A 22,034-nucleotide genomic window follows, 5' to 3' on the forward strand; every position below is an offset into this window, starting at 1 on the left:
TCACAGTCGGGGCAAGGGGGTTGAAACTTATTACCCGTGGGTAGCATCATCATTGTTACCGATTGGTATGAGTACGAGGACCCGCCTCCCGATCTTTACGGAGCCGTCGCCATGGGGCACTACAAGTCGAATCTCCGCGACATCGAGTTCAACCTCTTCGAGGTCCTCGGGCGCGACAAGCTGTACGGCACCGGCCCGTTCGCGGAGATGGACGTCGACACCGCCAAGAGCATCCTCGCGGAGATCGCCCGGCTCGCGGAGAACGAGCTGGCCGAATCCTTCGCGGACGCCGACCGCAACCCTCCTGTTTTCGACCCCGGGACGAACACCGCGCCGCTCCCCGCGTCCTTCAGGAAGAGCTACCAGGCCTTCATGGACTCGGAGTACTGGCGCCTGGGCCTGCCCGAGGAGATCGGCGGCACCACCGCGCCCCGCTCCCTGATCTGGTCGTACGCCGAGCTGCTACTGGGCGCCAACCCGGCCATCTGGATGTACTCCTCGGGCCCGGCCTTCGCCGGAATCCTCTTCGAGGAGGGCAACGAGGCCCAGAAGAAGATCGCCCGGATCGCCGTGGAGAAGCAGTGGGGCTCCACCATGGTGCTCACCGAGCCGGACGCCGGCTCGGACGTCGGCGCGGGCCGTGCGAAGGCCGTGGAGCAGGAGGACGGCTCCTGGCACATCGAGGGCGTGAAGCGGTTCATCACGTCCGGCGAGCACGACCTGTCGGAGAACATCCTCCACTACGTCCTCGCCCGCCCCGAGGGCGCCGGACCCGGCACCAAGGGCCTCTCCCTCTTCCTCGTACCGAAGTTCGCGTTCGACTGGGAGACCGGCGAGCTGGGCGAGCGCAACGGCGTGTACGCCACGAACGTCGAGCACAAGATGGGGCTCAAGGCCTCCAACACCTGCGAGATCACCTTCGGCGACCGGCACCCCGCCAAGGGCTGGCTGATCGGTGACAAGCACGACGGCATCCGCCAGATGTTCATGATCATCGAGTTCGCCCGGATGATGGTCGGCACCAAGGCGATCGCCACCCTCTCCACGGGGTATCTGAACGCGCTGGAGTACGCCAAGGAGCGCGTCCAGGGCACCGACCTGGTCAACTTCACGGACAAGTCCGCGCCCAAGGTCACCATCACCCACCACCCCGACGTCCGCCGCTCCCTGATGACCCAGAAGGCGTACGCGGAGGGCATGCGCGCCCTGGTGCTGTACACCGCCTCCATCCAGGACGAGATCGCCGCGAAGGACTCCGAGGGCGGTGACACCTCGGCCCTGGTCGCCCTGAACGACCTGCTGCTGCCGATCGTCAAGGGCTACGGCTCCGAGCGGTCGTACGAGCAGCTTGCCCAGTCGCTCCAGACCCTCGGCGGCTCCGGCTACCTCCAGGAGTACCCGCACGAGCAGTACATCCGGGACGCCAAGATCGACACCCTCTACGAGGGCACGACCGCCATCCAGGGCCAGGACTACTTCTTCCGGAAGATCGTCCGCGACCAGGGCCAGGCGCTCAACGGCCTCTCCGGGGAGATCAAGAAGTTCCTCGCGGTCGGCACGGGCGGTGAGGAGCTGGCCCCGGCCCGGGAGGCGCTCGCCAAGGCGGCCGTCGACCTGGAGGCGATCGTCGGGGCGATGACGAACGACCTCATCGCGACCGGCGAGGACGTGAAGAACATCTACAAGGTCGGCCTCAACACCACCCGGCTGCTCTTCGCCTCCGGCGATGTGGTCGTCGGCTATCTGCTGCTGCGGGGCGCGGCGGTCGCGGCGGAGAAGCTGGAGACGGCGCCGGCGAAGGACGTGCCGTTCTACCAGGGCAAGATCGCGGCGGCGAAGTTCTTCGCGGCGAACGTGCTGCCCGGTGTCTCGGCCGAGCGGCTGATCGCGGAGTCGGTGGACGGCTCGCTGATGGACCTCGACGAGGCGGCCTTCTAGATCCTTTGCCGGGTCCGTGGTCCGAGGTCCGAGGTCCGAGGTCCGAGGTCCGTGGTCCGAGGACCGTGGTGCCGGGTCCCCGGTCCCGAACGGGTCCGGACCGGGGACGGGCCGTCATGGGTGAGCCCGCACCGTGACAACGCCGGTTCCCCCCTCCGCCGCGGGAAGGGGGAACCGGCCTCTTACCCGTAGTAGTAGTGCTCGGCCGCACCGCATTTCTGGCCGGTCGGGAAGTTCTGGCAGACGGTGATCTTGATGCGGTTGACCATCCACCCGGTGAGGAACACGTCGAAGTTGTGGGTCCCGTTCCTGGAGGTCCGCGAGTCGCTGTCCACCTTTTCGTCGAAGGAGTACGCCTCGAAGACCACGGTGGTGGAGTAGTCGCTGTTGGTGCGGTTGACCACGCTGCCGGAGAGGTGCTGGGCATGTCCCCCGTCGTTCCAGTCGAGGACGCCCGCCGAGTAGCCCATGTTGCAGTCGGAGTTCTTGTAGCAGACATGGAACTGCTCCGTGGGGGCCGCGGGGGCGGCTGTGACGGGGGAAGCGACCTGCACAGCCCCGAGCAGGGCGATGGATGTGATGCCGATCCGGGCGAACTTGTTCACAACTCTCCTTGAGTCAGCCGCGTTTGACGAAGGCAGGGAAGGCACGGGAATGAGCGACCGGACAGGTGGGGCCGGGGACGAACCCTGCACAGCCCCCTGGTTCGGTGCAGGCTATTCGCCCTGGTCGGGGCCGGTCATTGGCATGGAGTCGCAGGATCCTTGTGCCGGAGTGACCTTCCCCGGGGATTCCTGCGGGGGCGGGCCGTCCGTATGATCGCCGCCAACACATGGGGGGAACATGAGGATCACGAGGTATGGCCGCCTTGCGCGTTTCGCGGTGTCCGGGGCGGTGGCGGGGGCGCTGCTGCTGACGGGGTGCGGCTCGGACGACGGCGGCGGCAAGGGGGACCGGGGCGGCGAGAGCGACCGGGCGACGGGGTCCGCGCCGAGCCCTTCCACGGCAGGCAAGGCGACCGTGCTCACCGCGGAGCAGGTCACGGCCGTGATGCCGCGCGAAGCGGATCTCCCCGGCTGGGGCGGCGAGTCCTCCGGGGAACCGGTCGCGGTCGACCTCCGCACCCAGGACAGGGCGCCGGTGAGCTGCGTCGACAAGAAGGACCCGGTCTGCGAGGGCGCCCTCTTCGCGAGCAGCACCATGTTCACCCGGGCGGACGCCGGCACGCTCGCCTTCAGTGTCTACGCGTACGGGAGCGCCGCCGGGGCCACCAACGCATCCAGGCTTCTGCTGGACCGGCACGCCCAGGCGTCGCTGGACCCGCGGGACACCGCCGGGTCCCCGCTGCCCGGGCTGATCGGCGAGTCGTCGGGCGCCAAACGGGGCAAGAGCAAGCTGAGGAGCCAGGGCTCCGTGGTCATGAGCCAGGTCGGCACCACGGTGCTGGTGTTCGAGACCGGCGGCCTGAACGCGAAGATCTACGTCGGCGACGAGCTGATGGCCATCGGCAGGATGATCGCCGAGCGCTCCCGGCAGGTGCAGAACGGCGAGCCGCCGACCGTGAAGCTCAAGGAGGACGCGCTCGACTACCGCAGGCTCGGAGACTCCTGAGCGTCTGGGACTCCTGAGCCTCAGGGACGTCTGAGCCTCAGGGGACTCCTGGGGCCGGGGAGCCTGGCCCCGGGACGGCTGAAACGCGGTGGCTCCCGGGGGAGGACCGGTGCCTCCGAGGCACCACGGCTCGGTGGCACAGGGCGGGCGGCGACGGCCGGAGGACCGGCCGGCGGCCGGGGACGGAACGGGGGAAGCATGGGTGACGGAACCGGGGGAACGGCTGGTGAGAGGTCCGGGGAACGGCCGGTGCGGCACCGCAGCGCGGTGGGGCGTGCTCCGGTTCGACGAGGCCCCTGCCGGGCCTGTCCCCTGGTTACAGTGGCCCCATGAGCACCAGCAGCGCAGCGGTCCGCTTCGGCCGCGGGCACACCGACGACCTGATGTCCTTCCTGTCCGCCGCGCCGTCGCCGTATCATGCCGTGACGGTCGCCGCCGAGCGGCTGGAGAAGGCCGGTTTCCGTCAGGTGCTGGAGACGGACTCCTGGGACGGGACGGCCGGGGGCAGGTATGTGCTCCGGGGCGGCGCGATCATCGCCTGGTACGTACCGGAGGGGGCGCGGGCGCACACCCCGTTCCGGATCGTCGGCGCGCACACCGATTCGCCCAATCTGCGGGTGAAGCCGCTGCCGGACACCGGCTCGGCCGGCTGGCGGCAGATCGCCGTGGAGATCTACGGCGGAACCCTGCTCAACACCTGGCTCGACCGTGACCTCGGACTCGCCGGGCGTCTGAGCCTCAGGGACGGCTCGGAGCGGCTGGTCAACGTCGACCGGGCGCTGCTGCGGGTGCCGCAGCTGGCGATCCACCTGGACCGCTCGGTCCACAGCGACGGGCTGAAGCTCGACAAGCAGCGCCATATGCAGCCGATCTGGGGCCTCGGCGATGTCCGGGAGGGCGACCTCATCCGCTTCCTGGAGGAGGAGACCGGGCTCCCGGCGGGCGAGGTCACCGGCTGGGACCTGATGGTGCACTCCATCGAACCGCCGTCGTACCTCGGCCGCGACCGGGAACTGGTCGCCGGGCCCCGGATGGACAACCTCCTGTCCGTACACGCCGGTACGGCCGCGCTCGCGGCGGTCGCCGCCACCGGCGACCTGCCGTACATCCCGGTGCTCGCCGCCTTCGACCACGAGGAGAACGGCTCCCAGTCCGACACCGGCGCGGACGGCCCGCTGCTCGGATCGGTGCTGGAACGCTCCGTCTTCGCGCGCGGCGGTACGTACGAGGACCGGGCGCGCGCCTTCGCGGGCACGGTCTGCCTCTCCTCCGACACCGGCCACGCCGTCCACCCCAACTACCCCGAGCGCCACGACCCGACGCACCACCCCCGCGCCAACGGCGGCCCCATCCTCAAGGTCAATGTGAACCAGCGGTATGCGACCGACGGCAGCGGCCGTGCGGTCTTCGCGGCGGCGTGCGAGCGGGCCGGGGTGCCGTGGCAGACGTTCGTGTCGAACAACGCGATGCCCTGCGGCACGACGATCGGCCCCATCACGGCGGCGCGCCACGGCATCCGGACCGTCGACATCGGGGTCGCGATCCTGTCGATGCACAGCGCGCGCGAGCTGTGCGGCGCGGACGACCCGTATCTGCTGGCGAACGCGCTGACGGCGTTCCTCCAGGGCTGAGCGGAACCTCCCGCGGGCCGGCCGAGCCGCCGGGCCCGGCCGTTCCTGTCCCGGGTACGCGGCCCGTCCGGCCGGTTCGGGTTCCGGTTCAGGCTCGGGTGAGGAAGCGCTCGGCTCGTTCGGACAGGTCGCGGGCATGGGTGTCGCCGGAGTACCGGGCCAGTCGGACACGCATGTCCTGGGCCGCGTCATGGACGCGTACGGACTGGATGCCCTCGGCACAGTCGAGGAACTGTTCCCATGCGGCCAGGGCACCGTCGAGGTCGCCTTGGCGAAGGTGGATCTCGCCGAGGTGGCCCAGGAGACTGGCGCGGGTGCGGCGGCGGTCGAGTCCGTACCGGTCGAGGGCTTCGTGTAGGTGTTCGCGGGCACTGGGAAGGTCACCCATCTTTGCCAGCGTCATCCCGGACGCGTAGGCCCAGCGTCCGATGGAGAAGTGACTCGCCCAGGACTCTCCCGGCGGTGCGGTGGCGGTCCGTTCGATCTGGCTCTGCGAGGCGGACAGGGCCCTGGTGGCGAGGCGGTGGTCGCCGTCCACCGCCGCGGCGTCGGCGAGCGTGGACTGGTAGTAGGCCACCGCGCGGGGATCGCCGAGGTCTTTGGCGTACTCCATGGATTTCTCGGCCAAAGCGATGGCTTCGGCTCGGTGACGGGGTCCGAGGCCGATGGCCGGGACGGTCAGCCCGCGCAGGGCGGTGGCTGCCAATTCCGCCTCGTCTGCCTCGTCGGCGAGGCGGTAGGCGTGCGCGTAATAGTGGCGGACGAGGGCCTGATGGCGCTTGTCGTCGCTTTCGTCCTGAGCCATCCAGCCGATGAGGTGGGCGAGTTGGGACGTGGCCGCGTACAGCGCCCGTCCGGTGGCCTCGGAGTAGCGGCCGTGCAGCCACGGACCGGCGTTGTCCGTGAGGTAGCGCACGGCCAGGTGCTTGATGTGTCCGCCCCCGTACTCGGCGGCGCTGTCGCCGAGCGTCTTGACCATGGTCTTGATCGCGTCGACCTCGCCCTGGCCGACCCGCACGGCGGTGGGGGATACAGCGTGTACGCGCCGGGTGATCGCGTCGGAGTCGGGGACGCCGAGGAAGGACAGGGGCGGCGCCGCCCGAGGCTGTCAGGAAACTCCGGCGGTCCACATCGCTCCTTCCAAGAGCCAAGACTGAATCCACGGTATCGACGCTGGGCTCAGGCGGCGCGCTGGTGTCGACGAGCTGGGGATCAATTCCTAAGACCCGTACGACCGCGCGCATCCACGTCTCGCCGGGGCTTCGCTCGCCGACCAGGAGCTTGCGGGCGTACTGCCGCGTCATGCCGCTGGGACCGCGTCCGGCGGCGAGCCCGAGTTCCCTGGCAAGTTTGGAGGGGCCCCAGCCCCGCTCGGCGCACGCCTGCTGGATGGCGTCGGCGAGGTGGTGCCCTTCGGGGTCCATCATGACCAGGCCCCTTCCCAAGGGTTACCGAGGACTACGAAGGGTTACATCGTGGGTCCTATCGGCCTCGCGAGACAGGGAGTTGAGTGAACTCCACGTCCCCGAGGGCATGGCCGCCGGGCCTGCCGCCCGCGAGGGGCGTGTACGCGGTGGGCCCGCCGCTTCGCGCAGTGCGGAGCGGCGGGCCCACGGGGTTGGGGCAGGGCTGGGTCAGTGCCGGGCGGAACGCCGACGGCGGACGGTGAACAGGACAACACCGCCGACCACCGCGAGCGCGGCGGCGATACCCATGATCAGACCGGTGCCGCTGCTGCCGGTCTCGGCCAGCGGGCGGCCGGACGTGGGCGAGACCGACACACTCGGCTCGGCGGACGGCGTCGCCCCGCCGGCGGTGGCACCCGTCGCGCCCCCACCGGTGCTGCTGTCACCGCCGGTGGTGTTGCCACCGCTGCCGTTGCCTCCGCCGGTGCCGTTGCCACCGGTGGTGTTGCCGCCGGTGCCGTTACCCCCGCCGGTGCTGTCGTCCTCGTCAGCGTTCCACCGCGCGACGGCCTCGGCACTCGTCGTGGCTCCGCTCGCTGCCACGAGGATGATCGACTGAGCGTGGTTCGCCGCGGTGGGCGTGCCTCCGGGCTCGGTGGGAACCGAGACGACCTTGCCGTTGATCGCCGAACCCGCGGCCGTCGCCGTGATCGTCGCGGTCCCGGACTTCTTCGTGCCTCGGAGATCGAGGTACAGGGCCTGGCCGTTGACGACGGAGTCCCGGTCGACAGCGGTCCCGTTCGCGTCGGTCAGCTTCGCCGCGGGGTCGACGGAGACGCTCACCGTGGGCTGGTTGGTCGTCACGACGAACGGGCCGACGAGCGTTCCGGCGTCCTGCTGGGTGCTCGGCGCGGAGATCGAGATCGTGGTCGTGGCCGGCGGCGTCGTCCCGGTGCTCGCGTTCGCACCGTTCACGAGGTACCAGTAGGCGGTTTCCGATGCGGGGGTCTCCCATGCCCAGGGCGCGTCGAAGTTGAGATCGGTGTACCGCCAGATCGCGTACTGCGTCGCCTCGATCGCGTCGTTGCGTGTGATCGCGGTCGCTCCCGCCGCAGCTCCGAACTCTTCGAGGCTCAGGGCGGGATAGCTGTGCGCGAGCACCCAGAGGACCTTGCTCTGGACCGCCGGATCGGTGAAGTAGTTGGCTCCGAGGTAGCTCCCGAGTTCGCCCACCGTGCCGTTGGTCTTCGTCCGTGGGCTCACGTTGTGCTCGATGCAGTACGCCCAGAGCGACGGCTCACCCGGCGCCGCGGGGTTCGCCGGTACGGGTGAGTACACGGGGAAGATGCCGGTGCCGCTGTATCCCTCTCGGGCACCGATGTACACCGTGCCGTCGTCCTGCGCAGGCGCGGCAATTGCGGCCGTAGCCGTGCCAGGCGCGAGGAGCACGACGCACGCGAGGAGACCCATCGTCACCGCACGCGCAATCCGTGTCGATCTTCTTATTGCCCTGTTCACCATTCTCGCGCCCAGCCTTTTCATCCCACGGAGAGCCATGTCGGCAAGGCGCTCAAAGGGCCCATGCCATCGAATCCTGCGATGAGCACGATATCGAGTCCTTCGAACTATATAACCCATTTGAGGCTGCGACTTTAAGTCATTTCTTCTGATAATCCACGGCTTTGCCGACTGCCCGCCGTTGCCCAACCGATGTGAGGGCGCTGTCACTTGAAGCGAACGAAGCCACCCCCGTGCCGATCAGGCACAACGAATTCAGAAAATCTGATAAAAGGATTGGCCGCGACGGATCGCCACAATGCCGGAGAACTCGATCCGGCTCCTCAAACGGGCCCTACGCCGAACTTCCTCGGCCACTCACGCGCCCCGGAACATGAAGCCCGAGCCGCTCCCTTTCAAGATCCGGACCTCAACGCGCTCGGCGTGGCTCCCCAGGAGGCATGGCGCGACCTCGTCGACCGCCAAGCCGGCTGGGTACCGTCGGCCGCTCTCACGGCACGCCTCAAAGCTGCCGGTGCGGAGCGCCGGTACAGCACCGGTGAACGGGCCAAGTCCCAGCCGCGCTCGGCGATCATCCCGCTCATGGCTTCGGCGAGGAACCGGACTGTCCTCCGGGCCCCGCCCTCGCCGACATGGCCACCCGGCAGGAGAGGTAGGCCCGCTGCCAAGAGGCGGGGGAGCCGGGGACCCTGCGGCGTCAGCTCCAGCGCAGAACGGGAGCGCGCGTTGTCGGAGTCCCGCCCGGAGATCAGGCGGTGCCGAACTCGCCGGTCTTGATGCCCGCTACGAAGGTCGTGAACGCGGGGGCGGGGAGGTTCAGTATGGGGCCGCCGGGGGTCTTGGAGTCGCGGACGGGGACTATGCCGGTGGTGGAAGCGTGGGCCGGGGCCCATTCGACGCAGTTGCCACCGTTGTTGCTGTAGGAGGACTTGACCCAGGGGAGGGGCTTCGGTGTCATGTCGTGCCCTTTCGTACCTCGTTGATCACGGATACGGACGCGAACGGTGACGCTGGCTCGGGCCTGTGGTCCCGCTACACGGCCCGGAGCTGATCGAAGACGACCCCCGGAAGAGGCTTCCTCGATCAGCACAGGGATCAGGCGGTGCCGAACTCGCCGGTCTTGATGCCCGCTACGAAGGTCGTGAACGCGGGGGCGGGGAGGTTCAGTATGGGGCCGCCGGGGGTCTTGGAGTCGCGGACGGGGACTATGCCGGTGGTGGAAGCGTGGGCCGGGGCCCATTCGACGCAGTTGCCACCGTTGTCGCTGTAGGAGGACTTGGCCCAGCAGGGGGCGTCGATCGTGCTCGTCACGGGGTGCCCTTTCGAAGCTCGCGGAGCATGGCTATGGACTCCGCTTGTGAGGTTGATACGGCTTGTAGTTGATGGTAGGCCGTCAACAGGGGTAATACCGAGGTGAGTTCCCGGTCCAGATGCCCTTGAGTCTGAGACTCGACGTAGGACACGACGGAGCGGTCGGAGAGCGTCAGCAGGTTGACCGGCAGATTGAACGGCCTGCGCTCACCGATGTCATATGTGGCGATCTGCAACATGGTGTTGGGGAGTTCGGCGAACTCCACCAGCCTGTCGAGCTGCGGGCCCATGACCTCAGGCCCGCCCACCTGGCGACGGAAGCAGCTCTCATCCATAACGAGCAGCATCATCGGTGGCTTTGGATGCGCCAGAGCCGCCTGCCGCTCGGCGAGGAACGAGACCCGTTCGTCGGCCTGTTCGGGCGTGATGCTGCCGCGCTGTACGGCGCCGTTCGCGAGGACTCGGGCGTAATCCGGTGTCTGGATCAACCCCGGAATGATCCCGATCTCGTACAGCCGGATCTCAACGGCCCTGGCTTCGTAGCCGACGTACTCGGGGAAGCCCTCCATCAACGAACCGTGCCGGATCTCGCGCCACACGCGTTCGAAGGATTCGGACGTGCCTTCGACTCCGAAGGCGACATCCAAACCGCGCGAGAATCGCAGGGTTGGCGGCTTGCGACCGGTTTCGACTGCCGAAATATGTCGGCCGGTATATCCCAGCTGTTCGGCAAGCTCGTCCTGCTTCCATCCGCGTGCCTCGCGTGAGCTGCGAAGTCGTGCGCCGAAGGCCGCTTCCGGGCTCGCGTCGGGATTTAACTCCTTGCGGTTGACCAATGTGCCCTCCAGAACAGGAACGTTGAAGACCCTTCCGACTGTAGGTCACCCTGATGCGCCCCGGTAGTGGTTTCGCTACGCAGAGGAGCGGCCGTGGCCGATCGCAGTGAAGGCCCGCAGGAAGAAGACCCTCAACTCGCCGTTGGAGCACTTGTGTTCGACATACGGAGAAAGTCGCTCGGGGTGGTCATGGACACGGAATGGGATCGCCTCTATCTCCGGCCACCCGGCGGCGGAATCGAATGGGACGCCTCCCGCGCGGATTTACGTCCCGCCACCGTCATGGATCGAATCCGGCCGGCCCTGGCCGAACTGAACGAGCACAGCAGCAGTGGGAGCACGACATGGGAGTGACCAGACGGTTCGGCCACACCCGGTGGACCTTCAAAACCGTGGAGTCGCGGGGCTTACGGGCCCGTATCGCGTGCGTCTCCGGAACATCCCGGTGCGGTGCCGCACCGCCGGGGCGGCGACAGGCACCGGTGCCCGCCGACGCCCTCGTCCGGGCCGAGGACCCGCTGTTCCGCCGAAGTGGAGCCTGACGTACGGGCGGTGGCACCCGTGCCCGTACCCCGAAACGGCCCTCCCTCCGGGCCGGAGGACAAGTCGCCCCGGGAGACCGCAGCAACGGTCATCCCGGGGCTCGCCGACACAGCTTTCAACAGGAGCTGAACGACGTATGCGTGATCGTATCTCCCGTGCCCTCGTACGGGTCCTGGAACTCTTCCCGCTCACCCGCCGCAAGCGGCCCGGACGGCACTCACCCGCCCATTTCGCCGCTCGGACAAAGTTCACCCCGCCGGTGATCTGCACGGCGAGCACCCCTGTCCCGCCCCATGTGCTCGCCCGGACCGCGCCGCTTCTCCGGGAGCCTCGCGTTCCGCCGTACCTCCGCGACTGGATCAGGGATCAGGAGGCCGAGTGGGAGCGCCAGCGGCAGCGCCGGGTCTCCGCCGTGGCCGCCGTCCTCGGTCAGGATGTGCCGTTCGCTCCCGACCGGACCGTTGCCGCCCGCCTGGGGGTTCCCGCATGACCCGCGACGGACTGACCGGGGAGCCGCCCGCCGACTCCGGCGCCAGCTGCTGTGTCTGCGGACGCTGGACCCTTGCTCCTCTCCCGGTCCGTTCCGTCGGGCGGCCGAGCGGAGCCCCCGCGACCTTGCACGCATGCCCCCAGCACGCCGGAACCCTGACGCCCGCCCCGGTCCCCGGAGAGCTGGACCGGGACGCGTAGCGCCCCGCGCAGGGCCGGGAACCCGGCCCTGCCTCGGTTGGCGCCCCGGTCGTACGGACGGGCGGGGCTCGGGTGCCCCGGCTCCGGGCCCCCGCAGGTCAAAGCCCCCGGCTCCGGGGCCCGCAGGTCAGGCGCCCCCGTAGGTCAGGAACCCCGCAGGCCCGGCGCAGGCCAGGAGCAGGTCAGGCGCCCCCGCAGCCCGGGCCCCCGCAGGTCAGGCGCAGCTCAGGGCCGTCCGGCGGGAGTCGTCACGCCAGGCCCGCCAGCACCAGCGGCAGCCGCGGGGCCCCGCCCTCGGTCACCCGGACCGGTACTCCCCAGTCCTGCTGATGGACGTGGCAGGCCGGGTACTCGTTCAACGGGTCGTCGTCGCAGGACGCGGCCATCGCCGACACATGCAGTACGCCCTCCCCGACCGCCGGGTCGATCTCCAGCTCTCGGGAGAGGCCGGTCCCGGCGCCCTCCCCGTCGAGCAGCAACCCGGGCGGCGTCGCGGAGACGAGAAGGCGGGTCGACGGCCCGTAACGCGTGTCCAGCTTCTGCCCGGTCGGCGCCTCGAAGACCACGTCCAGCCGCAGCCGGCCCCCGGTGACCTCGGTGGCCTCCCGCTGCGTACGGTGCGCGACGGCCTCGACCCGTACCGCCTCCTCCGGCAGACGCAGCCGGGTCAGCCGGTGCCGGGCGGACTCCACCACCACGATGTCCTCACCCACGACGACCGCGTCCGACGGCTCCCGCAGATCGGTCGCGAGGGTGGTGACGGCCCCGCTCACGGGGTCGTAACGGCGCAGGGCGTGGTTGTACGTGTCGCTGACGGCGACCGATCCGTCCGGGAGCACGGTGACCCCCAGCGGATGCTGGAACAGGGCCTGTCCGGCGTCGCCGTCCCGGTGCCCGAAGTCGAACAGGCCCGTGCCGACGGCCGTGTGCACGACCCCGCCCGTGTCGATCCAGCGCAGCGCGGACGTCTCCGAGTCGGCGATCCACAGCCGCTCCCCGTCCGCCGCGAGCCCCGACGGCTGCGCGAACCACGCCTCGGCGGCGGGCCCGTCGACGAGCCCCTCGTTGGTGGTCCCCGCCGCGACCTGAACCGTCCCGGTTCCGGGGTCGTACGTCCACAGCTGATGCACCCCGGCCATCGCGATCCACAGCCGGTCGCCCCACCAGGCCACATCCCACGGCGACGACAGATCGACCTCCCGGGCCGGGCCGGCCGACGGCGACCCCTGCCACCACTGGCGCCCGGTCCCGGCGAGTGTCCCGATCCTCCCGGTCTCCGGGTCGTACGCCTTGATCGCGTGGTTCACCGTGTCGGCGACGGCCACCCGGCCGTCGGGCAGCCGAGCGAGTCCCTGGGGCTCGTTGAACTCCCCGTCCCCGCCGATGTGCCGTACGACGGTCTCCCCGTCGGCCGCCAGCTCCACCAGCCGGTGCCGGGTGGTGTCCGAGACGAGGAAGTTCCCGGACGGCAGCACGACCGCCTTCCCGGGAAACCGCAGGTCGGTCCCCACCGGCTCGGGCGCCACATAGGGCCCGTCACCGCGCCTGAGCGTCCCCTTGGCCGCGTGCTCGGCCTCCAGTTCCGCCACCAGCCCGGCGATGGCGTGGGCGTGCCCCTCCCCGGCGTGCTGGGCGACGATGTAGCCCTCGGGGTCGATCACGACGAGGGTGGGCCAGGCCCGTACGGCGTACTGCTTCCACGTCGCCAGCTCCGGATCGTCGAGCACGGGATGCCGTACCCGGTACCGCTCGACCGCGTCCACGACCGCCCGGGGCTCGGCCTCGTGCGCGAACTTCGGCGAGTGCACCCCGACGATCACCACGGTGTCGCGGTGCTTCTCCTCCAGCTCGCGCAGCTCGTCCAGGACATGCAGGCAGTTGATGCAGCAGAACGTCCAGAAATCGAGAATCGCGACGCGCCCTCGCAGATCGGCGAGGGTGAGGTCCCTGCCGCCCGTGTTCAGCCAGGCCCGCCCCCGCAACTCGGGAGCACGGACACGGGCACGGCGGCGGGGCTCGGGCGCGGGGGTGGGCGCCGGGGCGGCATCGTTCATCCTTCAAGCTTGCCATCCGCTGGTGAACGCAGGATCACGCCCATACGAAGCGCCCGCTCGGGGCATGCGCTCGACCACGGCGACCTCCGGGACGTCCCGAAGGAAACCCATATGACCGTCCGGCCTGGTTACTGAACGCACACGCCGGGTCACGTATCCGCAACCGTCCACGCGTGCCCGGGCAGCGGTCTCGACCGGTGCCCACCGAGAACCCCAACGACCGAGCGCCCACGCGCGCCCGGGCAGCATACGTCCCGCTTGCCCGAGCAGGAGACGCTCTGCTCACCGCGGGTAACGATCCGTATCCTGAGATTCGCCCGGCTCAAGAACGCCAGTCCCGTATCGGAGGCCAACTCGTTGACCACGGACCTCAGTTCCGTCATCGGCATTCGGCAGGCACTGGCCGTCGTCCTGCCGGTCCGGTTCACCGCCCCCGCCGACTGGCCGGCCGGGCCCATACCCTTCGAGCTGGGCAGCCGCCGCACTGATACGAGCACCCGTCAGACGTACTTCGCCCCGGCCGCGGCCCGTGCCCTCTACGGCACCCCGGAACGGCCGTGCCGCTGGTACCGGCACATGGACGTACGGCACGAATCGCTGCATCTGCGGGGAGCCGAGCTACTGGCCACCGCCACCGCGCGTCACCCGGACCACGGACTCGCGGTGCTGCACTTCGACGTGGAGGGCCCGGCCCTGCTGGAGGCGCTGCGCGCCATCGGCAACCGCAGTCCTGCCGCCGCCGATCCGCTCGACGGCCCGCTCTCCCCCGTCGTGCTGCTCGACGGAGTCGCCGAACTGCGCAACGCCGCGGCCCCGTTCGCGATCGCCCGCCCGTACACGATTGCCTTCCTCACGCCCGACGCGAACGCCACCCCCGTGCTGAGGCAGGACGGGCGACTGCCCGACACGGCCGACCGCTGGCTCTGGTACCTCGCCTCCAGGTCCACGGACGGCGACTTCCCCACTCCGCTGGAGCAGTGGCCCGAACGAACGGGTCACGCGTTGCGGATCTCCGCGGACTGGAGCGCTCTCGTACTACGCCACGGCGCCGCCTTCCTCGGACATCGCCCGGACACGGGAAACGGTGACTTCTACGGCTTCGCACAACTGCACTTCCGCACCGTCTACCTCGACGCTCTGCTGCTCGGTGCCATCCAGCGCGACCACATCGACGAACTCACGGACGGCCTCTCCGGTGTCTTCGACGGTCCGAAACTGGCCCATCGGGTATCCGCCCTCGAACGGCACATCGCCACGTTCCGCAGCACCTACTGGCGCCAGCACCTCACCGCTCACGGCCCCGCCAACGAGTTGCTGCTGAGCTTCCAGGCCCAGTACCGCCTCTCGGAGCGCTTCGACGGGATCCTCGCCGAAGCGGCCGACTACGCCCGGCTGGTGCAGACCCAGGAGAGCCAGCAGATCGCGGGCGCACTCGGCGTCCTGACGATCCTCGGCCTGCCGCTCGGAACCGCGCTGAGCCTTCTTCAGGTGCTCGACGCCAAGGGAGTCACGGCCGTCGTCATCGCACTCGTCGCCGCCCTGGCCGCCACGGCTCTGGCCCTCACCACGCGCTATGGCCGCCTCGTGCTGTCCTCGCTGCGCGGGAAAGAACCGGGTGACCGCAGATGATCCCCGCGCCGCCGACCGCGGCAGCCGATGACGGCGACGACCGGATGCGGTCTGTACCCGCAGCCGATCACACTGTTAGCTTGCTCTCCGCGAACGGGGGAGACGAGGATGCGGGACACGGAGTGACGGGCAACGAAGGGGAGCCGCTCCGGCTGTACAGAAAGGCTCTGAGGTACGCCGAATCCGACCCCGAGGTCTTCCTCGGCACAGCGAGGAGAGCAGCGGAGTCGATCCTGTTGGACATCGCCATCCGGGAAGCCGTCGGTTCGAAGCCGACACTGGAGTCCCTGCTGACAGTGCTCTCGGCCAAGAACCTGGTTCCGCCCAAGGTCGTCCTTGCCGTGCGTACGATTCAGAACTACGGCAACTACGGCAGCCACGCCCAGGACTCGTCCGTCGAGGAGATCTCCGCCGAGGACGTCAGGCCCTGCCTCAACGCCCTGACGCAACTGGCCGTGTGGTACGGGCAGACGAGCAGTTCGCTGGCCGAGGACGCGGCGCGGCACGAGCTGTCCGACCACCGGCGCGGCAGAGGCACGACCCGCCTCGCCGACTCGACCCTGATCGTGGTGAAGGCCGTCCTGCTCGGCTGCGGCCTGGAGAAGGCTCTGGCACGGCGGAACCACCATGTCGTGCCGGTGCAGCTCCCCTGGTCGGACAATCTCGTACGGGATGTGTCGACCCGCGTTCTCGATGTGGCGGTCTACAACGAGCAACGCATGCTCCGCCTGCTCGAAACCGAGCAGGGGGTCCGCGACCAGGTGGTTCCCGTGGGCCGGGTCGGCTACTCCATGGGCGGTCGCAACTTCTATCTGCTCGCCGCCCGCGGCGGCCGGTGGGGCGGAGTGACGGCACAGGAGTTCCTCTCGGATCCGGCCGGCGCACAGATCGCGGTGCCCAAGCACAGCGACATGTTCAGCAACCTTCTCTCGGCTCTGTCGACCGACGAGGCGGGCCTGGCGGACATGGGGGTGAGCGTCCTCGACGTACCGCACCATCTCGGGCTGGAGCTGTTCCATCTGAACCGGGACGTGCTGGCGGTCGGCGGTCAGAATCTGCGTATGCACGCGCAGGAGGGCGACGCGTACTTCGAACTGCTCAACTCCGACATGCTGTCGCTCCCGACCCAGGAACGGCTGCGTTCGGCGGCCGCCAACGTGCTCATCGCGAACCGGGCGTGGCTGGAGGAGCTGGATCTGCGCCCCGGGGAGCTGCACCGGGAGCTGATGCGCGCGTTCCACGAGTCCGGGTCGGACGACGAGACGTACCAGCATCTGGTCCGTGATCTGGTGACCCATGCCTCGTTTCCGCCGGAGACGCTTCCTGACAGCCGTGAACGGCTGGTGCGTCATGTGCTGTTCGAGAGCTACCGCTGGGGTCGGCCATGAACGGGCGGAAGCGCGTGCTGGTCCTGGGTGGTGTGAACTGCGACGTCATCGCCCGGACCGATCGGCTTCCCGGGGAGCACGAGAAGTTGCGGGGCGAGGAGTGCCGCGTGCTGCCGGGAGGCGCGGCGTCGAACACCGCTGTGGGGCTGATGCGGCAGGGCTGCTCGGTCAGGCTGGTGTCCGCCGTGGGTGACGACACCGCCGGCACGATGTGCCGGGAAGTACTGGGCGCAAGCGGTGTCGACACCTCCTTGACACAGGTGCAGGCGGGAGCCCGCACGAGCATGGCCGTCGTCCTCTCGTCCGATGGGGACAAGCGCATGCTCACGTTCGCGGGCGCGGACCGCGGTCTCGCCTTCGACGCCGTCACAGAAGAAGACGTACGCGCGGCGGACCACGTCCATGTCGTCGGCGAGCCCACCCCCGCACTCGCACGGGTCGTCGAACTCGCGCACCGGGTCGGGCGGAGTGTGTCCGTCGAGTGGAACGGCAGGGACATGAGCGAGCTGGCGCAAGGGGCCGCCCTCAACTTCATGAACGCCGATGAGGCGGCTCGTCTGCCACAGGCGCACGGCGCGGCAGGGGCGGCCGGTACCGCACGGCACCTGGCGAAGCTGGTCGCCGGTGATGTCATAGTGACCCTGGGCGCAGAGGGTGCCGTGTGGGCGACCGCCGCCGGCACGCTGTTCCATGAACCCACGGTGCCGGTGGCACCGTTGGACAGAACGGGCGGGGGCGACGCGTTCGACGCGGGTGTCATAGCGGGCTGGCTCAGCGGCGAACCGCCGACGGCCTGTATGCGGCGAGGACTCGACGCGGCAGTTCATGTGATCACGAAACTAGGAGCTCACCCGTGACGAGATGGCTCGGAGTCGCACTGCTACCGCGAGCGGACCACCTGCGTGCCGCCGTTCACCTGCAGGGGGACGTCGGCGGTGGCGTACAACTGCGGCCCACGCTGCATCCGGACGGAAATCTCCCCCATGTCACGGTCTTCCAGGGACCGTTCGCCGACTCCCTCGCCCCAGCCGAGGCGCTTGAGGCCATCGGGGCGTCGGCGGTCGGGAGCGGTCTGCGCGGCGAGGTGTCTCTCGCCAGTACGGGAGTGGTCTACCAGCCCACGGGCTGGCTGTTCCTCGCCCTGGAACGGCCGCCGCTGCTCCAGGCACTCCAGACGGCCGTGCTCGCGGTACTGGACCCGCACCTCGACCGGGCCTCGTTCGACGGGAACAAGGACGTCTCCCGCTTCACCGACGACGAGCGCGCCAGCTACGAGCGCTACGGCTACCGGTACACCGGCGATGCCTACGCCCCGCATGTGACGCTGGGGCGTGCCGACGAGGAGACCGCCCTGCGACTGGCCCGAACCGCGCGGGACCGGGTGAGTCTGCCGAAGGAGTGGGTCTTCGACCGGCTCAGCTTCTATGTGATGGGCGAGCACGGCGCCCATGCGGAGACCTTGCTGGAACGACCGCTGGGCCGGAGGTGACGGTCCGGAACGAGCTGTTGACGGCCGCCGGGGCGGCCGTGGACGAGGCGGTCACCTGGCTGGCGACGGCCGACGGGGAATGGCGGTCCGCGCGGTTCAAGGCCTCCGGCGAGGAGGTCACCGCCGCCGATATCGAGGTGGAGTCCCGGGTGACACGGGTGCTGGCCGCCCGTACTCCACGGATCCCCGTCGTCGGCGAGGAGTCGTCGCCGACAGGGTCCCCGCTCCCTGAGCGCTGCTGGCTGCTCGACCCGATCGACGGCACCATGAACTTCGCCCGGGGCGCACCGATGTACGCCGTATCGCTCGCCTATGTGTATGAGGGCGTCCCGTTGCTGGGCGTGGTGCACGCACCGGCCCTCGGTCGGCGGTGGACGACGCCCGGCCGACCGCAGGAAGCGCGTCCCGTGGCCGCGGACCTGGGCCGCGCGGTCGTGGGAGTCTCCGGCACCGGATCGGCCCACGGCGGCGCGCGCCGCTTCCTCGACCGCGTCCAGGACGACGCTTACCGCGTCCGCATGCAGGGTTCGATGGCGCTGGACCTGGTGGGCTTGGCGGAGGGCTGGCTGGATGCCTGTGTGAGCATCGCCCCCAAGCCCTGGGACATCGCGGCCGGAGTCGCTCTGTGCCACGAGCGGGGGCGGACGGTGATCGGCGCCGGCGGCGAGGCGTTCACCTTCGACTCGCCGGTCCTCCTGGCGGGCGCGCCCGGGGTGGCGCGGTCGCTCGCAGACCTGTGGGAGGGACATTCAGCCAGCGCCTGAACTGCTGCTCACCGGGCCCCTGAAGTCACCCGGGAGAGCGCCACCGCGCCGCGCACCGGCGGCGATCCGTGCCTCGATCGAACAGGGCCGACGCATGCCGGACCGCAACTTCGTCGAGCGCGCGGAGGCGGCACCCGGGAACACGGGAGCGCTGCGGGCACCAGCTCAGCGCCCGGCGCCGGAACTCTTCGGTGCCGGGCGCCGGTGTTCGTACGCCGGGTCTCCCGGGGGCGTCAGGGGCTCCGGGAGCGCGGGCCGAACAGGGCCGTAACAGTGTCCGAGCCGGATCCGAAGCGGTGGCGCGGACAGTACCGGCATGACTTCCACGACGAAGAACCCAGAACAGAACCAGAACAGGGCGGGGGCCCGGCAGTGGCTCGGGCTCGCCGTGCTGCTGCTGCCGGTCACGCTGATGACCGCCGACCTCGGGGTGCTGTGGCTGGCCACCCCCTATCTGACCGCCGATCTCAACCCGTCCAGTAGCCAGCTGCTGTGGACCACCGATATCTACGGGTTCCTCACGGCGGGGTTCCTGGTGATCATGGGCACGCTGGGGGACCGCGTCGGGCGGCGGAAGCTGCTGCTCGCCGGGTCCACCGGGGTGATCGCGGCATCGCTGCTCGCGGCCTACTCCAGCAGCCCGGAGATGCTGATCGCCGCCCGGGCGCTGCTCGGGATCGCGGGGGCCGCCGTGCTTCCGTCCACGCTCTCGCTGATCAGCCATATGTTCACCGACGCCCGCCAGCGGGCCACCGCCATCGCGATGTGGGTGAGCGCCCTGTCCGTCGGTATCGCGATCGGGCCGGTCATCGGAGGCGTCCTGCTGGACAGCTTCTGGTGGGGCTCCGTGTTCCTGGTCGGCGTGCCGGTGATGCTGCCGGTCCTGGTGGCGGCACCGGCGCTGCTGCCCGAGTACCGGGATCCCGACGCCGGGCGGCTGGACCTGATCAGCGTGGTGCTGTTCCTGCTGGCCGTGCTCCCCGCCGTCTACGGGATCAAGAAGCTCGCCGAGTACGGTCCGCAGGGCACGTATCTGGCCGCCATGGCGGCGGGCGTGGTCGCCGGGGTGCTGTTCGCACGGCGCCAGCAGCGGCTGGAGACCCCGCTGCTCGATCTGCGGCTCTTCGCGAACCGCGCCTTCACCGGAGCACTGCTGACCCTGCTCCTCGGCATGATGGCCCTGAACGGTATCGAGTACCTGGTGCCGCAGTATCTGCTCGGCATCAGTGAGCTGTCCCCGCTGGTGGCTGGTCTGTGGCTGCTGCCCGGAGCGGCGGGTCTGGTCGTCGGCTCCCAGCTGACGCCGGTCCTGGCGCGGCGGACGCGGCCCGCGTATGTGATCGTCGGCGGTCTCGCCGTGACGCTGGCCGGATTCGCGCTCTCCCTCGGGAGCGGTGTCGTGGCCGTCTCCCTCGGGCTCGCGCTCGTGATGTTCGGGATCGCCCCGATCAGTGTGCTGGGCACCGCGCTCGCCGTCGGTGCCGCACCCGCCGCGAAGGCCGGAGCGGCCGCCGCGACCGGGCAGACGGCGTACGACCTCGGGCTGGCCCTCGGCATCGCGGGCACCGGAAGTGTCGCCGTCGCGGTCTACCGCGACGAGGTGAGCGCACAGGCGCCCGCCGGGGTGCCCGGCGGTGCGCTGGAGTCGGCCCGGGACACCCTGGGCGGCGCGGCGGCCGAGGCGGCGCGGCTCCCCGGGGAACTGGGCGGTCAGCTCCTGACCGTGGCCCGGGACGCCTTCACCACCGGGTTCCACACGGCGGTGCTGGTGAGCGCGGGCTTCGCCCTGGTCACCGCGGTCCTCACCCTGACCCTGCTGCGGCACGTCGCCCCGATCGGGGCGGGCATGGACGCGGGGCACGGGGCGGACACCGCCGGGGACGCGGCGGATACCCCGGGCACCCAGGACGAGGGGGACGCGGGGAACGTGCGGGACGCCGGGAACGCGGGGCAGCCCGGTACGGAGGGCGCGGCTCGCTCCCGTACCGACGGCGAGAAGCCCGTCGTCGTGCAGTGAGGTCGTGCACGGAGGTCGTGTGCACGGAGGCCGTGCACCGGGAAGGGGCGCCGGCCACGGATACGGCGGGCGCGTGGTACGAGATGCGGGTGCGGGTCGCGGTGACGGAAGTCGCCACGGCCCGCACCCGCGTGTGGTGTGCGGGAGGGGCCGTGTCGCCCCGCGCGGTGAGGTCGGGGACGCGGTCGGCGGGTGGTTCGTTTGCGAGGGGAGGCCGGGCCGGTCGTGCTCGTCGAGGCATACGTTCCGGTGGGTGAGGGCCGGTGGCGGTTGGTGGTGCGTACGGATGGCCGGGTGGGCGGGCCGGACGGGAGCGGACCGGGATGTGCCGTCACACAGAACGGCAGGAGAGGGAGATGTCCTGTTTTAAGGGATCCCCACCCTGAAGAGAAGTAATATCCGGCGCACGGAGCAGCCGTTGGGGCCGCTCCGACGCTGGGGGGATTGATGATCCGAAAGAGCATATCGTCGCTGGGAGTTCTGTTACTCGCCAGTGGATGCGGCTTCTCGTCCGACCGTACGGACAGGGCGGATTCGCCGTCGGTGAGTTCCTCGTCCGTATCTCCTTCCGGCACCGGTTCGCCGACTCCCGGGATCAGCGAATCCTCCCCGGCCTCCGAGACCGCCGCTCCGGAACCCTCCGCTTCGGATACCACCGAAGAGGCCGTCACCGGGAACAGCCCGTCGCCCGACGAGGCGGATCCGTTCAACGACTGGGATTCGGCCGGTGGTGCCACGGGCCGAGTCCCGTTTTCGGGGCCGGTGGACTGCGGCTCTCTCCCGGGAAGCGGCACGTTCTCCGACCCGCTGCGCCTCGGAGTCGCCGGTGTCCGCCCGGTGGTCGCCCGGGGATGCCAGCCGCTGACCCCCGGCTCACCGTTCCATGTCCGGTACTTCTCCTTCACCCTGGTCGGCACACCGGGCGCCAATGCCGAAGCCGGCGCGTCCTTCACCATCGACCGGGACGGAATCGGCCCGGTGTACCCGGCCGTCATCATGCCCGGCGGCTGGATTCTCAAGCCGAGCCTGGGGTCCGGGTACTGGACCGGGACCGAGCCCTTTTTCACCGGCCGGTACCAGGCGATCTCGGATCTGAAACCGGGCACCTACATTCTCAGTACAGAGAAGATGGACAGCCCTTTCAACTCTCTCACCACACCGCCCTACGACGTCATCGTCGACGCGGGGTAACCGAGCCGTACGCATTCC

At 69.8% G+C, this 22,034-nt stretch carries 19 protein-coding genes and 1 pseudogene; 13 read left to right on the top strand and 7 right to left on the bottom strand.

The annotated features are described in order from the left end of the window. Positions 1-111: 111 nt before the first annotated feature. Positions 112-1,938 (top strand): acyl-CoA dehydrogenase, encoded by a 1,827-nt coding sequence (locus ACIBCM_RS13675; protein WP_399242719.1) that lies wholly within the window; start codon positions 112-114, stop codon positions 1,936-1,938. Positions 1,939-2,120: 182 nt separating this feature from the next. Here the strand turns inward: ACIBCM_RS13675 and ACIBCM_RS13680 are convergent, their stop codons facing one another. Next, positions 2,121-2,543, bottom strand: coding sequence for a hypothetical protein (locus ACIBCM_RS13680; RefSeq protein ID WP_399242591.1), 423 nt, complete (start codon positions 2,541-2,543; stop codon positions 2,121-2,123). 238 nt (positions 2,544-2,781) lie between these two features. On the opposite strand from ACIBCM_RS13680, the gene ACIBCM_RS13685 reads away from it, so the two are divergent. After that, entirely contained in the window at positions 2,782-3,549 is a 768-nt protein-coding gene (locus ACIBCM_RS13685; protein WP_399242593.1) for a hypothetical protein, read from the top strand. A 329-nt stretch (positions 3,550-3,878) separates the two neighbouring features. Continuing rightward, complete coding sequence (locus ACIBCM_RS13690; RefSeq protein WP_399242595.1) at positions 3,879-5,180, top strand: M18 family aminopeptidase; 1,302 nt, start codon at positions 3,879-3,881, stop codon at positions 5,178-5,180. Positions 5,181-5,268: 88 nt separating this feature from the next. Here ACIBCM_RS13690 and ACIBCM_RS13695 read toward each other — a convergent pair whose 3' ends face one another. The 5 genes from ACIBCM_RS13695 to ACIBCM_RS13715 all read right to left on the bottom strand — a co-directional run bounded on the left by ACIBCM_RS13695 (position 5,269) and on the right by ACIBCM_RS13715 (position 10,251). Further along, entirely contained in the window at positions 5,269-6,198 is a 930-nt protein-coding gene (locus ACIBCM_RS13695) for a tetratricopeptide repeat protein (RefSeq protein WP_399242597.1), read from the bottom strand. A gap of 616 nt (positions 6,199-6,814) precedes the next feature. Beyond that, on the bottom strand, positions 6,815-8,056 hold the full coding sequence (locus tag ACIBCM_RS13700; protein WP_399242721.1) for a Cys-Gln thioester bond-forming surface protein: 1,242 nt from the start codon (positions 8,054-8,056) through the stop codon (positions 6,815-6,817). A 796-nt stretch (positions 8,057-8,852) separates the two neighbouring features. Next, on the bottom strand, positions 8,853-9,062 hold the full coding sequence (locus ACIBCM_RS13705; protein WP_399242599.1) for a DUF397 domain-containing protein: 210 nt from the start codon (positions 9,060-9,062) through the stop codon (positions 8,853-8,855). A gap of 137 nt (positions 9,063-9,199) precedes the next feature. Beyond that, positions 9,200-9,415 carry a DUF397 domain-containing protein gene (locus tag ACIBCM_RS13710; protein ID WP_399242601.1) on the bottom strand — a complete coding sequence of 72 codons (216 nt, stop codon included), beginning with the start codon at positions 9,413-9,415 and terminating at the stop codon, positions 9,200-9,202. Beyond that, positions 9,412-10,251, bottom strand: coding sequence for a helix-turn-helix domain-containing protein (locus ACIBCM_RS13715; protein WP_399242603.1), 840 nt, complete (start codon positions 10,249-10,251; stop codon positions 9,412-9,414). Before ACIBCM_RS13715 ends, ACIBCM_RS13710 begins: the two co-directional genes overlap by 4 nt. 93 nt (positions 10,252-10,344) lie before the next feature. On the opposite strand from ACIBCM_RS13715, the gene ACIBCM_RS13720 reads away from it, so the two are divergent. Further along, positions 10,345-10,605, top strand: coding sequence for a hypothetical protein (locus ACIBCM_RS13720; RefSeq protein ID WP_399242605.1), 261 nt, complete (start codon positions 10,345-10,347; stop codon positions 10,603-10,605). A gap of 325 nt (positions 10,606-10,930) precedes the next feature. After that, the gene (locus ACIBCM_RS13725; protein WP_399242606.1) at positions 10,931-11,284 is read left to right on the top strand and encodes a hypothetical protein; all 354 of its coding nucleotides are present in this window, start codon (positions 10,931-10,933) and stop codon (positions 11,282-11,284) included. A 448-nt stretch (positions 11,285-11,732) separates the two neighbouring features. Here the strand turns inward: ACIBCM_RS13725 and ACIBCM_RS13730 are convergent, their stop codons facing one another. Further along, the gene (locus ACIBCM_RS13730; protein WP_399242608.1) at positions 11,733-13,538 is read right to left on the bottom strand and encodes an NHL domain-containing thioredoxin family protein; all 1,806 of its coding nucleotides are present in this window, start codon (positions 13,536-13,538) and stop codon (positions 11,733-11,735) included. 258 nt (positions 13,539-13,796) lie between these two features. Here ACIBCM_RS13730 and ACIBCM_RS13735 point away from each other — a divergent pair, with 258 nt between their 5' ends. From ACIBCM_RS13735 to ACIBCM_RS13770, 8 genes and pseudogenes are all read left to right on the top strand, one after another. Further along, entirely contained in the window at positions 13,797-15,167 is a 1,371-nt protein-coding gene (locus ACIBCM_RS13735) for a hypothetical protein (RefSeq protein WP_399242610.1), read from the top strand. A gap of 122 nt (positions 15,168-15,289) precedes the next feature. Further along, positions 15,290-16,555, top strand: a complete 1,266-nt coding sequence (locus ACIBCM_RS13740) for a DUF4145 domain-containing protein (protein ID WP_399242612.1) — start codon at positions 15,290-15,292, stop codon at positions 16,553-16,555. Next, on the top strand, positions 16,552-17,412 hold the full coding sequence (locus tag ACIBCM_RS13745; protein ID WP_399242614.1) for a carbohydrate kinase family protein: 861 nt from the start codon (positions 16,552-16,554) through the stop codon (positions 17,410-17,412). The genes ACIBCM_RS13740 and ACIBCM_RS13745 overlap by 4 nt, the downstream gene beginning before the upstream one ends. Beyond that, entirely contained in the window at positions 17,409-18,044 is a 636-nt protein-coding gene (locus tag ACIBCM_RS13750) for a 2'-5' RNA ligase family protein (protein WP_399242616.1), read from the top strand. Before ACIBCM_RS13745 ends, ACIBCM_RS13750 begins: the two co-directional genes overlap by 4 nt. Continuing rightward, positions 18,041-18,808 carry an inositol monophosphatase family protein gene (locus ACIBCM_RS13755; RefSeq protein WP_399242618.1) on the top strand — a complete coding sequence of 256 codons (768 nt, stop codon included), beginning with the start codon at positions 18,041-18,043 and terminating at the stop codon, positions 18,806-18,808. The genes ACIBCM_RS13750 and ACIBCM_RS13755 overlap by 4 nt, the downstream gene beginning before the upstream one ends. A 70-nt stretch (positions 18,809-18,878) precedes the next feature. Beyond that, positions 18,879-18,977: pseudogene (locus tag ACIBCM_RS13760) on the top strand (transcriptional regulator); the annotation flags it as partial. Between the two features lie 147 nt (positions 18,978-19,124). Beyond that, on the top strand, positions 19,125-20,825 hold the full coding sequence (locus ACIBCM_RS13765) for an MFS transporter (RefSeq protein WP_399242620.1): 1,701 nt from the start codon (positions 19,125-19,127) through the stop codon (positions 20,823-20,825). 762 nt (positions 20,826-21,587) lie between these two features. Next, positions 21,588-22,016 carry a hypothetical protein gene (locus tag ACIBCM_RS13770; protein WP_399242622.1) on the top strand — a complete coding sequence of 143 codons (429 nt, stop codon included), beginning with the start codon at positions 21,588-21,590 and terminating at the stop codon, positions 22,014-22,016. Positions 22,017-22,034: the final 18 nt, after the last annotated feature.

The organism is Streptomyces sp. NPDC051018, assembly GCF_044456085.1.
Taxonomy (GTDB): Bacteria; Actinomycetota; Actinomycetes; order Streptomycetales; family Streptomycetaceae; genus Streptomyces.

Bases quoted from the DNA above. Each gene is read 5' to 3' on its own strand.
- ACIBCM_RS13730 (WP_399242608.1), bottom strand. From the start codon at position 13,538: ATGAACGATGCCGCCCCGGCGCCCACCCCCGCGCCCGAGCCCCGCCGC.
- ACIBCM_RS13745 (WP_399242614.1), top strand. From the start codon at position 16,552: ATGAACGGGCGGAAGCGCGTGCTGGTCCTGGGTGGTGTGAACTGCGAC.
- ACIBCM_RS13725 (WP_399242606.1), top strand. From the start codon at position 10,931: ATGCGTGATCGTATCTCCCGTGCCCTCGTACGGGTCCTGGAACTCTTC.
- ACIBCM_RS13675 (WP_399242719.1), top strand. From the start codon at position 112: ATGGGGCACTACAAGTCGAATCTCCGCGACATCGAGTTCAACCTCTTC.
- ACIBCM_RS13685 (WP_399242593.1), top strand. From the start codon at position 2,782: ATGAGGATCACGAGGTATGGCCGCCTTGCGCGTTTCGCGGTGTCCGGG.
- ACIBCM_RS13765 (WP_399242620.1), top strand. From the start codon at position 19,125: ATGACTTCCACGACGAAGAACCCAGAACAGAACCAGAACAGGGCGGGG.
- ACIBCM_RS13705 (WP_399242599.1), bottom strand. From the start codon at position 9,062: ATGACACCGAAGCCCCTCCCCTGGGTCAAGTCCTCCTACAGCAACAAC.
- ACIBCM_RS13690 (WP_399242595.1), top strand. From the start codon at position 3,879: ATGAGCACCAGCAGCGCAGCGGTCCGCTTCGGCCGCGGGCACACCGAC.
- ACIBCM_RS13700 (WP_399242721.1), bottom strand. From the start codon at position 8,056: ATGGGTCTCCTCGCGTGCGTCGTGCTCCTCGCGCCTGGCACGGCTACG.